The organism is Kitasatospora sp. McL0602 (genome assembly GCF_052076145.1).
Classification (GTDB): domain Bacteria; phylum Actinomycetota; class Actinomycetes; order Streptomycetales; family Streptomycetaceae; genus Kitasatospora.
Genome location: NZ_CP197246.1, coordinates 5,278,772 through 5,296,799 on the forward strand (window position 1 = coordinate 5,278,772; position 18,028 = coordinate 5,296,799).

18 protein-coding genes are annotated in these 18,028 nt (G+C 72.0%); 16 read left to right on the forward strand and 2 right to left on the reverse strand.

The window, feature by feature from the left end; genetic code table 11:
- Positions 1 to 29: 29 nt before the first annotated feature.
- The 14 genes from dnaJ to era all read left to right on the forward strand — a co-directional run bounded on the left by dnaJ (position 30) and on the right by era (position 13,382).
- Complete coding sequence (gene dnaJ, locus ACR68M_RS24005; protein WP_441246169.1) at positions 30 to 1,172, forward strand: molecular chaperone DnaJ; 1,143 nt, start codon at positions 30 to 32, stop codon at positions 1,170 to 1,172.
- A gap of 87 nt (positions 1,173 to 1,259) precedes the next feature.
- Positions 1,260 to 2,009: a 16S rRNA (uracil(1498)-N(3))-methyltransferase gene (locus tag ACR68M_RS24010; RefSeq protein WP_441246170.1), complete on the forward strand. Its 750-nt coding sequence runs from the start codon at positions 1,260 to 1,262 to the stop codon at positions 2,007 to 2,009.
- 93 nt (positions 2,010 to 2,102) lie between these two features.
- Complete coding sequence (locus tag ACR68M_RS24015; RefSeq protein WP_441246171.1) at positions 2,103 to 5,363, forward strand: S41 family peptidase; 3,261 nt, start codon at positions 2,103 to 2,105, stop codon at positions 5,361 to 5,363.
- Between the two features lie 154 nt (positions 5,364 to 5,517).
- Complete coding sequence (locus ACR68M_RS24020) at positions 5,518 to 6,363, forward strand: MBL fold metallo-hydrolase (protein WP_441246172.1); 846 nt, start codon at positions 5,518 to 5,520, stop codon at positions 6,361 to 6,363.
- Positions 6,364 to 6,406: 43 nt separating this feature from the next.
- Positions 6,407 to 6,760 carry an HIT domain-containing protein gene (locus ACR68M_RS24025; RefSeq protein ID WP_441246173.1) on the forward strand — a complete coding sequence of 118 codons (354 nt, stop codon included), beginning with the start codon at positions 6,407 to 6,409 and terminating at the stop codon, positions 6,758 to 6,760.
- Between the two features lie 2 nt (positions 6,761 to 6,762).
- On the forward strand, positions 6,763 to 7,689 hold the full coding sequence (locus ACR68M_RS24030) for a ribonuclease Z (RefSeq protein WP_441246174.1): 927 nt from the start codon (positions 6,763 to 6,765) through the stop codon (positions 7,687 to 7,689).
- 189 nt (positions 7,690 to 7,878) lie between these two features.
- A complete protein-coding gene (locus tag ACR68M_RS24035; protein ID WP_441246175.1) occupies positions 7,879 to 8,985 on the forward strand; it encodes a PhoH family protein in 1,107 nt (368 codons plus the stop codon).
- A gap of 14 nt (positions 8,986 to 8,999) precedes the next feature.
- Positions 9,000 to 9,494 (forward strand): rRNA maturation RNase YbeY, encoded by a 495-nt coding sequence (gene ybeY, locus ACR68M_RS24040; protein ID WP_441246176.1) that lies wholly within the window; start codon positions 9,000 to 9,002, stop codon positions 9,492 to 9,494.
- A gap of 12 nt (positions 9,495 to 9,506) precedes the next feature.
- Positions 9,507 to 10,835: a hemolysin family protein gene (locus ACR68M_RS24045; protein ID WP_441246177.1), complete on the forward strand. Its 1,329-nt coding sequence runs from the start codon at positions 9,507 to 9,509 to the stop codon at positions 10,833 to 10,835.
- Positions 10,836 to 10,916: 81 nt separating this feature from the next.
- Positions 10,917 to 11,150, forward strand: coding sequence for a hypothetical protein (locus ACR68M_RS24050; RefSeq protein WP_441246178.1), 234 nt, complete (start codon positions 10,917 to 10,919; stop codon positions 11,148 to 11,150).
- Positions 11,151 to 11,239: 89 nt separating this feature from the next.
- The gene (locus ACR68M_RS24055; RefSeq protein WP_441246179.1) at positions 11,240 to 11,779 is read left to right on the forward strand and encodes a DUF4383 domain-containing protein; all 540 of its coding nucleotides are present in this window, start codon (positions 11,240 to 11,242) and stop codon (positions 11,777 to 11,779) included.
- 73 nt (positions 11,780 to 11,852) lie between these two features.
- On the forward strand, positions 11,853 to 12,206 hold the full coding sequence (locus ACR68M_RS24060) for a cytidine deaminase (protein WP_441246180.1): 354 nt from the start codon (positions 11,853 to 11,855) through the stop codon (positions 12,204 to 12,206).
- A 32-nt stretch (positions 12,207 to 12,238) separates the two neighbouring features.
- Positions 12,239 to 12,397 (forward strand): hypothetical protein, encoded by a 159-nt coding sequence (locus ACR68M_RS24065; RefSeq protein ID WP_441246181.1) that lies wholly within the window; start codon positions 12,239 to 12,241, stop codon positions 12,395 to 12,397.
- 55 nt (positions 12,398 to 12,452) lie between these two features.
- A complete protein-coding gene (gene era, locus ACR68M_RS24070; RefSeq protein WP_441246182.1) occupies positions 12,453 to 13,382 on the forward strand; it encodes a GTPase Era in 930 nt (309 codons plus the stop codon).
- Between the two features lie 124 nt (positions 13,383 to 13,506).
- Here era and ACR68M_RS24075 read toward each other — a convergent pair whose 3' ends face one another.
- Positions 13,507 to 13,806 (reverse strand): protealysin inhibitor emfourin, encoded by a 300-nt coding sequence (locus ACR68M_RS24075; RefSeq protein ID WP_441246183.1) that lies wholly within the window; start codon positions 13,804 to 13,806, stop codon positions 13,507 to 13,509.
- Between the two features lie 142 nt (positions 13,807 to 13,948).
- Positions 13,949 to 14,968 carry a M4 family metallopeptidase gene (locus tag ACR68M_RS24080; RefSeq protein ID WP_441246184.1) on the reverse strand — a complete coding sequence of 340 codons (1,020 nt, stop codon included), beginning with the start codon at positions 14,966 to 14,968 and terminating at the stop codon, positions 13,949 to 13,951.
- Positions 14,969 to 15,306: 338 nt separating this feature from the next.
- Here ACR68M_RS24080 and leuA point away from each other — a divergent pair, with 338 nt between their 5' ends.
- Both leuA and ACR68M_RS24090 read left to right on the forward strand, forming a co-directional pair.
- Positions 15,307 to 17,088, forward strand: a complete 1,782-nt coding sequence (gene leuA / locus ACR68M_RS24085; RefSeq protein WP_441246185.1) for a 2-isopropylmalate synthase — start codon at positions 15,307 to 15,309, stop codon at positions 17,086 to 17,088.
- 315 nt (positions 17,089 to 17,403) lie between these two features.
- Positions 17,404 to 17,949, forward strand: a complete 546-nt coding sequence (locus ACR68M_RS24090; protein ID WP_441246186.1) for a TerB family tellurite resistance protein — start codon at positions 17,404 to 17,406, stop codon at positions 17,947 to 17,949.
- Positions 17,950 to 18,028: the final 79 nt, after the last annotated feature.

Below are 18,028 nucleotides of genomic sequence, written 5' to 3' on the forward strand. Positions count from 1 at the left end.
TTCTAGAGGCGGAACAAGCGGAGCATTTGGTGGCCACGGACTACTACGCGGTACTCGGCGTCCGACGGGATGCGGGGCAGGACGAGATCAAGAAGGCGTTCCGGCGCCTTGCCCGTGAACTGCACCCGGACGTCAACCCGGACCCGAAGACGCAGGAGCGGTTCAAGGAGATCAACGCCGCCTACGAGGTGCTCTCCGACCCGGGCAAGCGCCAGGTCTACGACCTCGGTGGCGACCCGTTGTCGCCGGGCGGCGGCGGTGGCGCGGGCGGCTTCGGCGCCGGTGCGGCGGGCTTCGGCTTCTCCGACATCATGGACGCCTTCTTCGGCGCGGCCTCCGGCCAGCGCGGGCCGCGCTCGCGCACCCGCCGCGGGCAGGACGCGATGATCCGACTGGAGATCACCCTGGAGGAGGCCGCGTTCGGCACCACCAAGGAGCTCCAGGTCGACACCGCCGTGACCTGCACCACCTGCTCCGGTGAGGGTGCCGCCCCCGGCACCTCGGCGCAGACCTGTGACATGTGTCGCGGCAAGGGCGAGGTCTCCCAGGTCACCCGGTCGTTCCTCGGCAACGTGATGACCTCCCGGCCCTGCCCGCAGTGCCAGGGCTTCGGCACTGTCGTGCCGACCCCGTGCCCCGAGTGCGCCGGCGACGGCCGCGTCCGGGCCCGCCGCACGCTCACCGTCAAGATCCCCGCCGGTGTCGACAACGGCACCCGCATCCAGCTGGCCGGTGAGGGCGAGGTCGGCCCCGGCGGCGGCCCGCCCGGTGACCTCTACGTCGAGATCGCCGAGACCACCCACGCGACCTTCCAGCGGCGCGGCGACGACCTGCACTGCACGGTCACCATCCCGATGACGGCCGCCTCGCTCGGCACCCAGGTGCCGCTGCAGACCCTGGACGGTCTGGAGGAGGTCGACATCCGCCCCGGCACGCAGTCCGGGCAGTCGATCCCGCTGCACGGCCGGGGCATCACGCATCTGCGCGGCGGCGGCCGAGGCGACCTGATAGTGCATGTCGAGGTGCAGACGCCCACGAAGCTCGACCCGGAGCAGGAGGATCTGCTGCGGCGGCTCGCCATCCTGCGCGGCGAGGAGCGCCCCTCGGGCACCTTCGCCCCGGGCCAGCAGGGTCTGTTCTCCCGGCTGAAGGACGCCTTCAACGGGCGGTAGGTCTTCACGTTTTCTCCAGGGGCGCGGGGCTCGGACAGAGCCCCGCGCCCCTCGGGCTTCACCCACCACGTACCGGAGGTTCGCCGTATGACCGCGCCCGTGTTCGTCGTCGAGACCGAGCGGCTGGCCGGGGCACTGCCCGGCGCCGTGGTGCGGCTCGACGGGGCGGAAGGGCGGCACGCCGCCGCCGTGAAGCGGCTGGAGCCCGGTGAGGCGGTCACCCTCGCGGACGGGCTCGGGCTCGGCGTCGACGGCACCGTCGCCGCGGTGCTCGGCAAGGACGCGCTCGACGTGACGGTCGGGGAGGTCAGGCGGGAGGCCGAGCCGAGCCCCCGGATCGTGGTCGTCCAGGCACTGCCCAAGGGCGACCGGGGCGAGCTGGCCGTCGAGACGATGACCGAGGTCGGCGTCGACGTGGTGATCCCCTGGGCCGCCTCCCGCTGCATCACCCAGTGGAAGGGCGAGCGCGGCGCCAAGGCTCTCGCCAAGTGGCGGGCCACCGCCCGGGAGGCGGGCAAGCAGGCCCGCCGCCTGCGGTTCCCCGAGGTGCGGGAGCTGATGACGACCCGCCAGCTGGCCCCCCTGCTCTCCGCCGCCGCCCTGGCCGGAGTCCTGCACGAGGAGGGCGCGACCCCCCTCGCCACCGCCGACCTCCCGCCCACCGGAGACATCATCCTGATCGTCGGCCCCGAGGGCGGAGTCTCCCCCGACGAACTCGCCGCCTTCGCCGAAGCCGGCGCCCATCCCTACCGCCTCGGCCCGTCCGTCCTCCGAACCTCCACCGCAGGCGTCGCCGCAGGCGCCCTCCTGCTCGGCCGCACGGGCCGCTGGCAGTAGCGCGTACGTAACCGGCGCGCCCCTGGGTAGTGCATGGATGCCCTCTGAGTGAAACGTGCCGCGTTGCTGTGCGGTGCTGCATACAGTGGCGCAGTGAACGAACCGTGGAGCTCCGACCAGGGCGCGTACCTGCGCCACCCCCATGTGCACGGTGACCTCGTCACCTTCGTCGCCGAGGACGACCTCTGGCTCGCGCCGGTGGGCGGCGGGCGGGCCTGGCGGCTGACGGCCGATCAGGCTCCCGTCCGGCACCCGAGGTTCTCGCCGGACGGGCGGCACGTCGCCTGGACCTCGCTGCGGGACGGCCGCCCGGAGATCCAGCTGGCACCGGTCGACGGCGGGTCGTCGCGGCGGCTGACGTACTGGGGGAGCGGCACCACCGGCCTGCGCGGCTGGACTGCGGACGGGCGGCCGATCGCGGTCAGCTCGGCGGGGCACGCCAGCGGGCGGCACACCTGGGCGTACGCGCTGCCGCTGGACGGGGGCGAGCCGGAGCGGCTGCCGTACGGGCCGGTGAGCGGGCTGGCGTTGGAGCCGGGCGGGCCGCGTGCGCTGCTGCTCTCGGCCGCCGCGAGCGACCCGGCGCGGTGGAAGCGCTACCGGGGCGGCCAGGTCGGCAAGCTCTGGATCGGTGCGGAGCGCTTCGAGCGGCTGCACGGTGGCCTCGGCGGCAACATCGCCTCCCCGCTCTGGGTGGGCGGCCGGGTGGCCTTCCTCTCCGACCACGAGGGCGTGGGGCAGCTCTGGTCCAGCCTCCCGGACGGCACCGACCTGCGTCGGCACTCCGGCGGGGCGACGCCCGGTGAGGGCTTCTACGCCCGGGACGCCGCCACCGACGGCACCCGGGTGATCTGGCACAGCGCGGGCGAGATCTGGCTGCTCGACGACCTCGAAGGCGCGGAGCCGCGCCGGCTAGACGTCCGTCCGGCCGGGCCCCGGACGGGCCGCCGCCCGCACCCCGTCCCGGCCGCCGGGCACCTGGAGGAGGCCGCCCCGGACCGCACCGGGCGGGCCTCGGTCGCCCTGGTGCGCGGCACGGTGCACTGGCTGACGCACCGCGAGGGCCCCGCCAGGGTGCTGTCGGAGACGCCTGGCGTCCGGGCCCGGCTGGTCGCCGTCGTCCCCGGTGCGGACGGCGAGCAGGGCGCGCTCTGGGTCAGCGACGCCGAGGGCGACGACGCGATCGAGTACGCCCCGGCGGTGCTGGGCGCCGAGCGGCGCCGGCTCGCCGCCGGGCAGCTCGGCCGGGTGCAGGAGCTGGCCGTGTCGCCGGACGGCGCCCAGGTGGCCGTCGCCGCCCACGACGGCCGGGTGCTGCTGGTCACCCTCGCCGACGGCGCCGTGCACGAGCTGGCCCGCAGCGCCGACGGCGAGGTGCAGGGGCTGGCGTACTCGCCGGACTCCGGCTGGCTGGCCTGGTCGCAGCCCGCGCTCGGGCCCTGGAGCCTGCGCCAGATCATGCTGGCCGACCTGGCGGACCGTACGGTCGCCGAGGCCACCCCGGCGCGCTTCGTCGACTACGCGCCCGCCTTCACGACGGACGGCAGGCACCTGGCCTTCCTCTCCGTCCGGCACTTCGACCCGGTCTACGACGCGCACGTCTTCGACCTCTCCTTCCCGACCGGCTGCCGCCCGCACCTGATCACGCTGGCCGCCGACACCCCGTCACCGTTCGGCCCGCAGCGGGCCGGTCGGCCGGTCGGGGACGAGGACGACGAGCCGAAGAAGGACGCCAAGGACGCCAAGGACACCAAGGACGGCAAGAAGGACGACGGGGAGGACGAGGCCGCCGACGCGCCGCCCGTCACCCGGGTCGACCTGGAGGGCATCGCCGACCGGATCATCCCCTTCCCGGTCGAGGGCGGCCGGTTCGGCCACCTGGGGACGGCCAAGGACGGGGTGCTCTGGACGCGGCTGCCGCTGACCGGCGAGAGCGGCGACAACGCGGCCTCCCCGGAGGCCGAGCAGCCCCGGGCGACGCTGGAGCGCTTCGACCTGAAGAAGCTCCGCGCCGAGGAGCTGGTCTCCGAGCTGGACCACGCCTTCGTCAGCGGCGACGGCCAGCGGCTGGTGGTGCTCGACCAGGGCTCGCTGCGGGTGGTGCCCGCCGGGCACAAGGCCGGTGACGACGAGGAGCTCGACGTCGACCTGGCCCGGATCAGGGTGACGGTCGACCCGGCGGCCGAGTGGCGGCAGATGTTCGACGAGAACGGCCGCCTGATGCGGGACAACTACTGGCGGGCCGACCTCGGCGGCTTCGACTGGGCGGGTGCGCTGGCCCGCTACCGGCCGCTGGTCGACCGGGTCGGCTCGCACGACGAGCTGTCCGACGTGCTCTGGGAGACCGTCGCCGAGCTCGGCACCTCGCACGCGTACGTGGTGCCGCCCGGCCGGGGCACCGACGCGGCGCGGCGGCAGGGCCTGCTCGGCGCCGACCTGGTCAGGGACGGCGAGGTCTGGCGGGTCGCCCGGGTGCTGCCCGGCGAGTCCTCCGACCCGCGGGCCCGCTCGCCGCTGGCCGCCCCCGGGGTGGCCGTCCGCGCCGGGGACGCGCTGCTCGCCGTCAACGGCCGCCCGGTGGACGCCGTCGCCGGGCCCGCCCCGCTGCTGGCCGGGACGGCGGGCCAGCCCGTCGAGCTGACCGTCGCCGCGCCCGGCGGCGACGAGCGCCACCCGGTGGTGGTGCCGCTGGCGAGCGAGGAGGCGCTGCGCTACCACGACTGGGTCGCCGGCCGCCGGGCCGCCGTCCGGGAGCTGTCCGGCGGGCGGCTCGGGTACCTGCACGTGCCCGACATGGTCGGCACCGGTTGGGCGCAGCTGCACCGCGACCTGCGGGTCGAGATGGCCAAGGAGGGCGTGATCGTCGACCTCCGGGAGAACCAGGGCGGCCACACCTCGCAGCTGATCGTCGAGAAGCTCTCCCGGAAGATCATCGGCTGGGACCTGGGCCGCGACCTGGCCAACCCGGACCCGTACCCGCAGGACGCCCCGCGCGGCCCGGTGGTCGCGCTGGCCGACGAGCACTCCGGCTCGGACGGCGACATCGTCAACGCGGCGATCCAGGCCCTGGGCATCGGCCCGGTGGTCGGCACCCGGACGTGGGGCGGCGTGGTCGGCATCGACAGCAAGTACACGCTGGTCGACGGCACCCTGGTCACCCAGCCCAAGTACGCCTACTGGCTGGAGGGCTACGGCTGGGGCGTGGAGAACCACGGCGTCGACCCGGACGTCGAGGTGGAGATCGCCCCGCACGACTGGGCGGCCGGCCACGACCCCCAACTCGCCGAGGGCGTCCGCATCGCGCTCGCCACCCTGGCCGACCACCCGGCGAAGACGCCCCCGCCGCTGCCGTAGGAACTGCGCCGCACTTGCACTATCAAGGGGCGCGAGGAACTGCGCGCTGCAGGAGGCACAGGTCCGTCACTCCCGATTTCGCGCAGGTCCCCGCGCCTCTGGGGCTGGCCTGTTGCGTGCGCCCAAGTATGTGATCCCGGACTTCGGAGGCGGCATGACCGTTCATCACCTGGACTGCGCGAGCATGTGCCCGTTCGGCGGGCAGCTGCTGTTGGGCAGCGGGGGTCTGTTGACGGGCCGAATAGTCGGGCACTGTCTGCTGGTCGAGGGGCCGGCCGGGCTGACGCTGGTCGACACCGGCTTCGGCACGGCCGACGTGGCCGATCCGGCCCGGCTCGGCCGGGCGTTCACGGCGATGGTGCGGCCGAGGCTGAGCCTGCCGGGCACGGCGCTGCACCAGGTCCGGGCGCTCGGCCACGACCCCCGCGACGTCCGCGACATCGTGCTGACGCACCTCGACGCGGACCACGCGGGCGGCCTCGGCGACTTCCCCGAGGCACGGGTGCACGTCCTCGCCGACGAGCTGCGGGCGGCCCGTTCGCCGCTGACCCGGGGCGAGCGGGACCGTTACCGCACGGTGCAGTGGCAGCACGGCCCGGCCTGGGTGGAGCACCGGACGGCCGGTGAGTCCTGGTACGGCTTCGCGGCCGTCCGGCTGCCGGTGGAGCCGGAGATCCTGCTCGTCCCGCTGCCCGGCCACACCCGGGGCCACAGCGCCGTCGCGGTCCGGGACGGCAGGGGCTGGCTGCTGCACTGCGGCGACGCGTACTTCTCGCACCGGGAGGCGGTGCCCGGCGGCCCGCGCGGCCCGCGCACCCTGGCGCTCTTCCAGCGGCTGCTCGCCACCGACAACGGCGTCCGGCTGCACAACCAGGAGCGGCTGCGGGCCCTACGGCGCGAACACGACGGCGAGGTGCGGCTGTTCTGCGCCCACGACGCGCACGAGTACGACCTGTTGCGGGGGGTTCGAGCCGACCCCGGGGGACCGGTGGAGCGCTAGGCTTCGGCCGTACCTGACACGCACTCTGCTTGGGGAGACCGAGATGGCCGGCGAGCCGCAGCCCGACTGCCTGTTCTGCAAGATCGCGGCGGGTGAGATCCCGGCGACGGTGCTCCGCAAGACCGAGCGCACCCTCACCTTCCGCGACATCAACCCGCAGGCGCCGACGCACCTCCTGGTCATCCCGCACGCCCACTACCCGAACGCCGCCGCGCTCGCCGCCGCCGAGCCCGAGATCGCCGGGGAGCTGCTGGCCGAGGCCGGCGCGGCCGCCGCCGAGGAAGGTCTCAGCGACTACCGGCTGATCTTCAACACCGGTGCGGGCGCGGGGCAGACGATCTTCCACGCCCATGTGCACGTGCTCGGCGGCCGGGCTCTGCACGAGCGCATGGTCTGACCGTGTCCGTGCGCGAACTCGTCGTCCTCGGGACGGCCAGCCAGGTGCCCACCCGGCACCGCAACCACAACGGGTACCTGCTTCGCTGGGACGGCGAGGGCCTGCTGTTCGACCCGGGCGAGGGCACCCAGCGGCAGATGCTGCACGCCGGTGTCTCGGCGACCTCGATCACCCGGATCGGCGTCACGCACTTCCACGGCGACCACTGCCTGGGCCTGCCCGGCGTCGTCCAGCGGATCAACCTGGACCGCGTGCCGCACCCCGTCGACGTCTACTACCCGGCGACCGGCGAGGTCTTCTACGAGCGGCTGGTGCACGCCTCGGCCTTCCACGACACGGCCGAGCTGCGCCCGCGCCCGGTCTTCGAGGCGGGCCCGCTGCCGGCCCCGGGGGCGCCGTTCGTGCTGGAGGCGGCCCGGCTCTCGCACCCGGTCGACTCCTTCGGCTACCGCCTGGTCGAGCCCGACGGCACCCGGCTGCTGCCCGAGCGGCTCGCCGCACTCGGCCTGCGCGGCCCCGACGTCGGGCGGCTCCAGCGCGACGGCGCGGTCGAGCTGGACGGCCGCACCGTCACCCTGGCCGAGGTGAGCGTCACCCGTCCCGGCCAGCGCTTCGGCTTCGTGATGGACACCCGGCTCTGCGACGGCGTGTACGAGCTGGCGGAGGGCGCCGACCTGCTGGTGATCGAGGCGACCTTCCTGGACGCCGACGCCCACCTCGCCGAGGAGCACGGCCACCTCACCGCCGCCCAGGCGGCCCGGGTCGCCACCGAGGCGGGTGTCGGCACCCTCGTGCTCACCCACTTCTCGCAGCGCTACCCCGACCTCTCCGCCCACCGGGCGGAGGCCCGCGCCCACTTCGACGGCGAGCTGGTGATCGCCGAGGACCTCACCCGGGTGCCCGTCCCGCCCCGCAGACCCACCGGGTAGCACCCACCGGCCCGCAGGGTAAAACCACTCGCGCTCCGCGCCGAAGTGCCGCAGCATCGACAGGCCGCCACCCGCCGGTGGCCACCGCGCCGCCGCAACGATCATCCGTGCGGCGTACCCTGGTGACCCCGGACAGACCGAGCGGCACCCCGACGACGGATGGGATGAGGCAGGCCCCAGCGCCGACCCATGACTGAGACATCGCAGACCCCCGCCAACGGACAGCCGCGCTCCGAGAGCCCGGCCAGTGCCCGGATCGTGATCCCCGAGAAGCACCCGATGGTCACCCTGCTCGGTGCCGGTGACTCCCTCCTGCGAGTGATCGAGCAGGGCTTCCCCGACGCGGACATCCACGTCCGTGGCAACGAGGTGACGGCCACCGGCGGCCGCGCCGAGGTCGGCCTCGTCCAGCAGCTGTTCAACGAGATGATGCTGGTGCTGCGCACCGGCCAACCTCTGACGGAGGACGCCGTGGAGCGGTCCATCGCGATGCTAAGGAGCGCCGTCGACGACCCGGGTCACCCGGTCCCGTCCGAGGTCTTCACCGCGAACATCCTCTCCAACCGCGGCCGCACCATCCGCCCCAAGACGCTCAACCAGCAGCGGTACGTCGACGCGATCGACCGGCACACCGTCGTCTTCGGGCTCGGCCCGGCGGGCACCGGCAAGACCTACCTCGCGATGGCCAAGGCCGTCCAGGCCCTCCAGGCCAAGGAGGTCAACCGGATCATCCTGACCCGCCCGGCCGTCGAGGCCGGTGAGCGGCTCGGCTTCCTGCCCGGCACCCTGTTCGAGAAGATCGACCCGTACCTGCGCCCGCTCTACGACGCGCTGCACGACATGATGGACCCGGACTCCATCCCCCGGCTGATGGCCGCGGGCACCATCGAGGTCGCCCCGCTCGCCTACATGCGCGGCCGCACCCTCAACGACGCCTTCATCATCCTGGACGAGGCGCAGAACACCTCGCCCGAGCAGATGAAGATGTTCCTCACCCGTCTCGGGTTCAACTCCCGGATGGTCGTCACCGGCGACACCAGCCAGATCGACCTCCCCGGCGGCACCCGTAGCGGCCTCAAGGTCGTCCAGGAGATCCTGGTGGACGTCCCCGACATCGCCTTCTCCGTGCTCGACAGCACCGACGTGGTGCGCCACAAGCTGGTCGGCCGCATCGTTGATGCGTACGAACGCTGGGACGTCCAGCAGGAGGCGGACGCGGCCACCACGCCGCCCCGCAAGCCCGTCCAGCGCAAGGGCGCCCGCACACCCCGCCAGTCCCATCGCACCGAAAGCTGAGTACCAAGCTCTCCATGTCCATCGACATCGCCAACGAGTCCGGTTGGGACGCAGACGAGGATGCCATCCTCGACGTCGCCCGCTACGCCCTCGACAAGATGCGGATCCACCCGCAGTCCGAGCTGTCCGTCATCCTGGTCGACAGCGCGGCGATGGAGGAGCTGCACATCCAGTGGATGGACCTCCCCGGCCCGACCGACGTGATGTCGTTCCCGATGGACGAGCTGCGCCCCGGCAAGGAGGGCGAGGAGCTGCCGCAGGGCCTGCTCGGTGACATCGTGCTCTGCCCCGAGGTCGCCGAGAAGCAGGGCCTGGAGGCGGCGTCCAAGCACTCCATGGACGAGGAGCTCCAGCTGCTCACCGTGCACGGCGTGCTGCACGTCCTCGGGTACGACCACGAGGAGCCGGAGGAGGAGCGCGCCATGTTCGCCCTCCAGAAGCGCATCCTGGACGACTGGCGCGCCGGTCGCGGGCTGTCGGGGCTCTCCCCGGCGCCGACCACCCACTGAGGCCCGGCCCCTGTGAGTGGTGAGAGTACGAGCTTCCTGGTCGGGGCTCTGCTGCTGGTCGTGCTCGGCTGGCTGGCGGCCTGTGCGGAGGCGGGGATCTCCCGGATCTCCCGGTTCCGCGCGGAGGAGGCGGTGCGGGTCGGCCGGCGCGGCTCCGACCGGCTGCTGACGCTGGCCTCCGACCCGATCCGCTACCTGAACCTGGCGACCCTGATCAGGGTCGCCAGCGAGATGGCGGCGGCCGTCCTGGTGACGGTCGTCTGCGTCCGCAACCTGCACGAGACCTGGCAGGCCGTGCTGCTGGCCTTCGGTGTGATGGTGCTGGTGTCCTTCGTCGCGGTGGGTGTCTCCCCCCGCACGATCGGCCGCCAGCACCCGCTCACCACTGCGACGGCGGCCTCCTTCGTGCTGCTGCCGCTGGCCCGCATCCTCGGGCCCATCCCGCGCCTGCTGATCCTGCTCGGCAACGCGCTGACCCCGGGCAAGGGCTACCGCGAGGGCCCGTTCGCCTCCGAGGCGGAGCTGCGGGCCCTGGTCGACCTGGCGGAGAAGGACGACCTGATCGAGGACGAGGAGCGCCGGATGGTGCACTCCGTCTTCGAGCTGGGCGACACCATCGTCCGCGAGGTGATGGTGCCGCGCACCGACCTGGTGATGATCGAGCGTCACAAGACCGTCCGTCAGGCCCTCACGCTGGCCCTGCGCTCCGGCTTCTCCCGGATGCCGGTGGTCGGCGACAACGAGGACGACGTGGTCGGCATCGTCTACCTCAAGGACCTCGTCCGCCGCACCCACATCAACCGGGACGCGGAGTCCGAGCTGGTCGGCACGGTCATGCGCCCGGCCGTCTTCGTCCCCGACAGCAAGCCGGCCGGTGACCTGCTGCGCGAGATGCAGCAGATGCGCTCGCACGTGGCGATCGTGATCGACGAGTACGGCGGCACCGCCGGGCTGGTCACCATCGAGGACGTGCTGGAGGAGATCGTCGGCGAGATCACCGACGAGTACGACCGCGAGATCGCGCCGGTCGAGGACCTCGGGGACGGCTCGTACCGGATCACCGCCCGGCTGCTGGTCGAGGACCTCGGCGAGCTCTTCGGCCTGGAGCTGGAGGACGAGGACGTCGAGACCGTCGGCGGCCTGCTCGCCAAACACCTCGGCCGGGTGCCGATCCCCGGCTCCTCCTGCGACGTCCCCGTCCCCGAGGACGGCGGCGGCGAGCTGGCGGCCATCCGCCTCACCGCCGAGAGCTCGGCCGGGCGCCGCAACCGGATCGGCACGGTCGTCGCGTCGCCCGTCCGGGCCGGCGGCGAGCCCGAGGAGGGCGAGGGCGGCGAGTGAGCCGTCGGCCGGGTGCTGCCCGTGCCCGGAAGGGCTAGCCCGAATTGCCCGGCCCTTCCGGGCCTCCCCACGATTGTGACCATGACGCACCTACTACGAGCCGAGTACGGGCCCCAGGGCCGCTCCGGCGAGGTCAAGACATGGCACGTCGTGCGGAGCTCCGACCCCACCGCCGCCATGTGCGGGCGGGAGATCGAGGCCGACGCCGAGACCAGGGACGAGTCGGAGTGGGGCACCGGCCTGCGGGGCTGCCAGCAGTGCGGCTCGCTCTACATCCACGAGGCCCCGCACTTCCCGGGTGACCCGCACCGCTGAGGTGGAGCCCCGCTGAGTGGTTGGCTTCCCCGCGCGGACGTAGCTTGGAAGGCGGTGCGGACAGAACCGTCCGTGTGGTGGAGGTCCCAATGAAACTGCAAGACGAACTCCCCATGGACCACCGGCTCGCCACCGTCTACCGCGTCGGCGCGGGGCTCGGTGGCGTCTTCCTGATGGTCTTCGGAATCCTCGGGCTGCTGGACCATCCGGGATTCCTCAGCACCCACGGCGACAAGATCGCCGGAATGTCCACCAACGGCGCGCTGAGCTGGCTCTCGGTGGCCATGGGTCTGGTGCTGGTCGCCGGGGCGGTCATCGGCGGAAACCTCGCCTCGAACCTCAACATGGTCGTCGGCACGCTCTTCGTGCTCTCCGGCTTCTTCGGGCTGACGGTGCTCGGGCGGCCCGACGCGAACATCCTCAACTTCCGGCTGTCCAACGTGCTCTTCGCCTTCATCTTCGGCTTCGTCGTGCTCACCTTCGGGATGTACGGCCGGGTCAGCAGCAATCTCCCGCACGACAATCCGTACTGGCAGAAGCGCCGGGCCGCCGAGCGCGAGCTGCCCTCCGGCCCGCCTGCCTTCGTGAAGATCTTCAAGCCCGGCCCGTCGAACCCGATCGGCCACTGACGGAGCGGCGAGTCCTGACAGACCATGGCCGGGCGGCCGACACCTGCCCGGCCATGGCATTTATGCTCAGCGCATGAGTGAGCTCACTGATCTGGACCCCGAAGACAAGAAGATCATCACGCTGGCGCGCTCGGCCCGTGCCCGCAACGGCGTCGCCGAGGGCGCAGCCGTCCGCGACGAGACCGGCCGCACGTACGTCGCGGGCACCGTCGCGCTGGAGTCGCTGCGGCTGACCGCGCTGCAGACGGCCGTCGCGATGGCCGTCGCGAGCGGTGCGCGCAGCCTGGAGGCGGCGGCGGTCGTCTCCGAGGCGACCGAGCCGGCGGCGGCCGACCTGGCCGCCGTCCGCGACCTCGGCGGCGTCGGTACGCCGGTGCTGCTGGCGGGGCCGGACGGGGCGCTGCGGGTCTCCGCACGGGCCGAGTAGAGCCGTTAGTGTGACCGGCGAGGGGGTGGGGTGTGGGAGCACTGGGGTTCTTCGCCGCGTTGCTGCTGTGCGTGATGGGGATGGGGCGGTGGGAGGAGACCGGGTCGCCGTACTGGCTGGCCGGGTCGATCACGCTGTTCGTGCTGACGCTGATCGGGGGCCTGACCTCGCGGCGGGGGAAGGCTCGCTGAGGGCTTCGTGGCGGGGTGGCCACCGGCGCTCGGGTGATCAGGGAGAATGGTGCACATGAGTGCCCCTTCATCCCCGTACCGTTCCGGGTTCGCGTGCTTCGTCGGCCGCCCCAACGCGGGCAAGTCGACCCTGACCAACGCGCTGGTCGGGACGAAGGTCGCGATCACCTCCGACCGCCCCCAGACCACCCGACACACCGTGCGCGGCATCGTCCACCGCCCGGACTCGCAGCTCGTCCTGGTCGACACGCCCGGCCTGCACAAGCCTCGTACGCTGCTCGGCGAGCGGCTGAACGACCTCGTGCGCAGCACCTGGGCGGAGGTCGACGTGATCGGCTTCTGCCTGCCCGCCGACCAGAAGCTCGGCCCCGGTGACAAGTTCATCGTCAAGGAACTGGCCGAGGTGCGGAAGACCCCCAAGGTCGCGATCGTCACCAAGACCGACCTGGTCGACTCCAAGAAGCTGGCCGAGCAGCTCATCGCGGTGCAGCAGCTCGGTGCCGAGCTGGGCATCGAGTGGGCCGAGATCATCCCCGTCTCGGCGGTGGGTGACCAGCAGGTGCAGCTGGTCGGTGACCTGATCACCAAGCTGCTGCCCGAGGGCCCGCCGCTCTACCCGGACGGTGACCTCACCGACGAGCCCGAGCAGGTCATGGTCGCCGAGCTGATCCGCGAGGCCGCCCTGGAGGGTGTCCGGGACGAGCTGCCGCACTCGCTCGCCGTGGTGGTCGAGGAGATGATCCCGCGCGAGGGGCGCCCGGCCGACCGGCCACTGCTCGACATCCACGCCATCGTGTACATCGAGCGGCAGAGCCAGAAGGCCATCGTGATCGGTGCCAAGGGGGCCCGGCTCAAGCACGTCGGCACCACGGCCCGCAAGCACATCGAGGCGCTGCTCGGCACGCCGGTCTATCTCGACCTGCACGTGAAGGTCGCCAAGGACTGGCAGCGCGACCCGAAGCAGCTGCGCAAGCTCGGGTTCTGACACCTAACACCGCTCACCACCGCTGACCAGGACGGCCGGTGCTCCCACGGGGCACCGGCCGTCGGCGCGCCGCCGACCACGTCAACCGTCGACCACGTCAACCGTCGACCACGTCAACCGTCGACTACGTCAACGGCCGGTTCGGCTGAGCCGGTTGGGAGGTGCCCTCGCGGAGCACCAGGGAGATCAGCTCGCGCTGCGAGTCGGTCAGCTTCGGGTCGGCGCAGTGCACCGTCCGGCCGTCGACGGTGATCTCGTAGTGGTAGCCGTCGGGCACCCCGAACGAGCGGGCGCGGAGCCCACCGGCCACGGCCTCGCGGGCGAGGGCGTGGACGTGCGGGGCGTCGGGCCGCTCCGCGGTGTCCAGCTCCGAGTGGAGGGAGCGGCCGGCGAAGCCGCCGGTACGGGTGACCTGGATGCGCATGGTTGCCAGTCTGCTAGTCGTGGCCGTGTGGGGAGTGCCTCTTCACGGAGTATGCGCGAGTGCCGCCCGGTTGCGCAGCACTCGGCACACTTCTGATCACACGCACTGACTGGCCGTCAGGTTGCAGCTGTTGCCCGATCGGTCAGGTCGCGCTGACCCCGACCTGAGACCAGGCGGCGATCACCGTGGTGGCCACCGACTCGTCGGTGTAGCGGGCTCGGGCGGCCGTCGCCGTCGCCTGGGCGAAGGCGGCGAAGTCGCAGTCGTGGGCGAGCGAGCCGCCGGTCAGGGTGTCGTACCAGATCTGCCCGGCCTTCTCCCAGGCGTTGCCGCCGAGGGCGGTGGCCAGCAGGTAGAAGGCGTGGTTGGGGATGCCCGAGTTGATGTGCACCCCGCCCTCGTCCTCCGAGGTGTCGACGTAGTCGCGCAGGTGGGCGGGCTGCGGGTCCTTGCCGAGCTGCGGGTCGTCGTACGCGGTGCCGGGCGCCTTCATCGAGCGCAGGGCGACGCCCTGGATGCCGGGGGCGAGCAGGCCGGATCCGATCAGCCAGTCCGCGTCGGCGGCGGCCTGCCGCAGGGCGTACTGCTTGACCAGCGAGCCGAACACGTCCGAGACCGACTCGTTGAGCGCGCCGGACTGGTCGCGGTAGTCGAGCCCGGCGGTGTACTGGGTGACGCCGTGGGTCAGTTCGTGGCCGATGACGTCCTGGGAGACGGTGAAGTCGTTGAAGATCACGCCGTCGCCGTCGCCGAAGACCATCCGGGAGCCGTCCCAGAAGGCGTTGTCGTAGTGCTGCCCGTAGTGCACGGTGGCGTCCAGCGGCAGCCAGCTGCCGTCGATGGAGTGCCGGCCGTAGATCTCCTCGTACAGCGCGAAAGTCGCCCCGAGCGCGTCGTACGCCCGGTTGACGCTGCCGTCCTTCACCGGCGGCTGGCCCTCCAGGCGGACGGGCTTGCCCGGTGCCTTCTGGGCGTGGTGGGCGTCCCCGATGGTGCGGGTCAGCTGGTGGGCCGGCGGCTTGACCGGCACGGCCGTGAGCCGGGCGGTGCGGTGGGCGGCGTCCAGGGCGAGGGAGAGCCGGGCCGATTCGTGGCCCTGTTCGGCGAGGTGGTCGAGGATGTAGGGCGGGACGATGCTGCAGAAGTGTGCGGCAGGAGTCATGTCGCCAAGAGTGAGGCATCGGTGACTTCTTGTCACGACGCTGTCACTCTTCGGTTCCACTCAAGTCATCTCAAGGAGTGGAATGGTGGCCGGGTTCACTGCTCGCTTCGGGTGGGCTGGGTTACGCTGGGCAACATCATGCGTTACGGGCTGCTTCTTCTTAGCTGCCGCGGCGAGGGCCTGTAGACCACGAAGGCCGGCTCCCTCGCCGCGGGGACTGTGCTGTGCCCATGCATCGGGTCACGATGCGACGACCTATCGCGGCGCAGTAGTCGGCCGAGTCGGGTGTTCACCACCCCGACCCAGCCCGCAATCGACAGAAGCCGAGAGTCTCTTCCATGACTGAGCAGTCCTCCATCGCTCGTGCGTTCACCGACCGCCCCACCCCGATCACCGCCTCCTCCGTCCGCCAGCAGCCCTCGGGCATGCCGTTCGGCCGGTACGTGCCGTTCGGCACCATCGACCTGCCGGACCGCACCTGGCCGAGCAAGGTCATCACGCAGGCGCCGCGCTGGCTGTCGACCGACCTGCGGGACGGCAACCAGGCACTGATCGACCCGATGTCGCCGGCCCGCAAGCGCAAGATGTTCGACCTGCTGGTCAAGCTGGGCTACAAGGAGATCGAGGTCGGCTTCCCGTCCTCCGGCGCGACCGACTTCGACTTCGTCCGCTCGCTGATCGACGAGGGCGCCATCCCCGAGGACGTCACCATCTCGGTGCTGACCCAGGCCCGCGAGGACCTGATCGAGCGCACGGTCGAGTCGCTGGTCGGCGCCCAGCGCGCGACCGTGCACCTGTACAACGCGACCTCGCCGCTGTTCCGCCGGGTGGTCTTCAAGGGCTCCCGCGAGGACATCAAGGCGATCGCGGTGGACGGCACCCGCCTGGTGATGGAGTACGCCGACAAGCTGCTGGGCGACGACACGGTCTTCGGCTACGAGTACTCGCCCGAGATCTTCATCGACACCGAGCTGGACTTCGCCCTGGAGGTCTGCGAGGCGGTGATGGACGTCTGGCAGCCCGGCGAGGGCCGCGAGATCATCCTGAACCTGCCCACCACGGTGGAGCGTTCCACTCCGAACGTCTACGCCGACAAGATCGAGTGGATGTCGCGGAACCTGACCCGCCGCGAGTTCGTCTGTCTGTCCACCCACCCGCACAACGACCGCGGCACCGGTGTCGCCTCCGCCGAGCTGGCGGTCATGGCCGGCGCCGACCGGGTCGAGGGCTGCCTGTTCGGCCAGGGCGAGCGGACGGGCAACCTGGACCTGGTCAACGTCGGGATGAACCTGTTCTCCCAGGGCGTCGACCCGATGATCGACTTCTCCGACATCGACGAGATCCGCCGCACCGCCGAGTACTGCAACCAGATGCCGGTGCCGGAGCGCCACCCCTACGCCGGTGACCTGGTCTACACCTCCTTCTCCGGCTCGCACCAGGACGCCATCAAGAAGGGCTTCGACGCTCTGGAGGCCGACGCGGCCGCCGCCGGCGTCCCGGTCGGCGAGTACACCTGGGGCGTCCCGTACCTGCCGATCGACCCGAAGGACGTCGGCCGCTCGTACGAGGCCGTGATCCGGGTCAACAGCCAGTCCGGCAAGGGCGGCATCGCGTACGTCCTGAAGAACGACCACAAGCTGGACCTGCCGCGCCGGATGCAGATCGAGTTCTCGAAGATCATCCAGGCCAAGACCGACGCCGAGGGCGGCGAGGTCACCCCGGCCGACATCTGGGCGAGCTTCCGGGACGAGTACCTGCCCACCCCGGACAACGCCTGGGGCCGGATCTCGCTGAGCGGCTCGCGCAGCCTGACCACCGAGGACGGCCGCGACGCCCTGACCACCGAGGCCGTGGTCGACGGCGTCCCCGCCACCCTGACGGGTACCGGCAACGGCCCGGTCTCCGCCTTCGGCGACGCGCTGGCCCGGATCGGCATCGACGTACGGGTGCTGGACTACGCCGAGCACGCGCTGAGCGAGGGTGGCGACGCGCAGGCGGCCGCCTACGTCGAGTGCGCCGTCGACGGCAAGGTGCTGTGGGGCGTCGGCATCGACGGCAACACCGTACTGGCCTCTCTGAAGGCCATGGTGAGCGCCGTCAACCGGGCGCAGCGCGGCTGACCTGCCGGTGTTCGAGTGGCGCGGAACGAGTGTGTTCCGCGCCACATTTTTACCCGTTCGGGGTGCTGACACTTTCCCTTAACCGTGGCAGCATCTATCCACCGGTAACCCGGGTCGGTGGGACGGCTCAGGGGTCCGGACGCGTGACCTGCCCATTGATGTGCAGGCCGCCTGCCGTGTCTGGGGAGTGGCGCCGTGACAGGGTTGTGGGGTGTCCGCCCTCGTTGGCGGACTGATGTCCTCGGTGAGTTCTTCTGTCCGGGCTGTGGTGGGGACCGCAACTACCGTCGGCAACACGGCCGACGGTGGCTGCGGTTGATCGGTACCCCGGTGCTCCCGATCGGTCCGGTGGTGGGCAGCGTGCAGTGCACGAGCTGCCACGGCCGGTACGGCGTGGAGACGCTGGAGCAGCTGACCAGCGTCCGGCTCGGCTCGATGCTGCGGGACGCCCAGTACACCGTCGCGCTGGCGGTGCTCGCGGCCGGTGGCACATCGGGGCGGACCGCCAGGGACGCCGCCTGCGCGGTCGTCCGGGAGGCCGGGTTCGAGGACTGCGGCGAGGCCCAGGTGCTGGCCGCGCTGGCAGCGCTCTCCGGCGAGCCCGGTGACGCACCGGTCGACCTCGACGGTTCGGGCAGCGGTCTGACCATCGAACTGCACGCCGCACTGGAGCCGTTGGCCCCGCACCTGGCCCAGCAGGGCCGCGAGCGGCTGCTGCTCCAGGGCGCCTGGATCGCCCTGGCGGACGGCCGCTACCTCCCGCAGGAACGTACCGCCCTGGCCGCCGTCGGCCGATGCCTCAAGCTCTCCGAGAACCGCGTCGGCCAGCTGCTGGAGTCGGCGACCAGCGCACCGCACTGACCTGCTTCTTCTCTCTCGCTCCTCCCCGATGAGCCCACCGGCTCTCCCCGTACCGGGCCCGACTCCCCCCTCCGGGCCC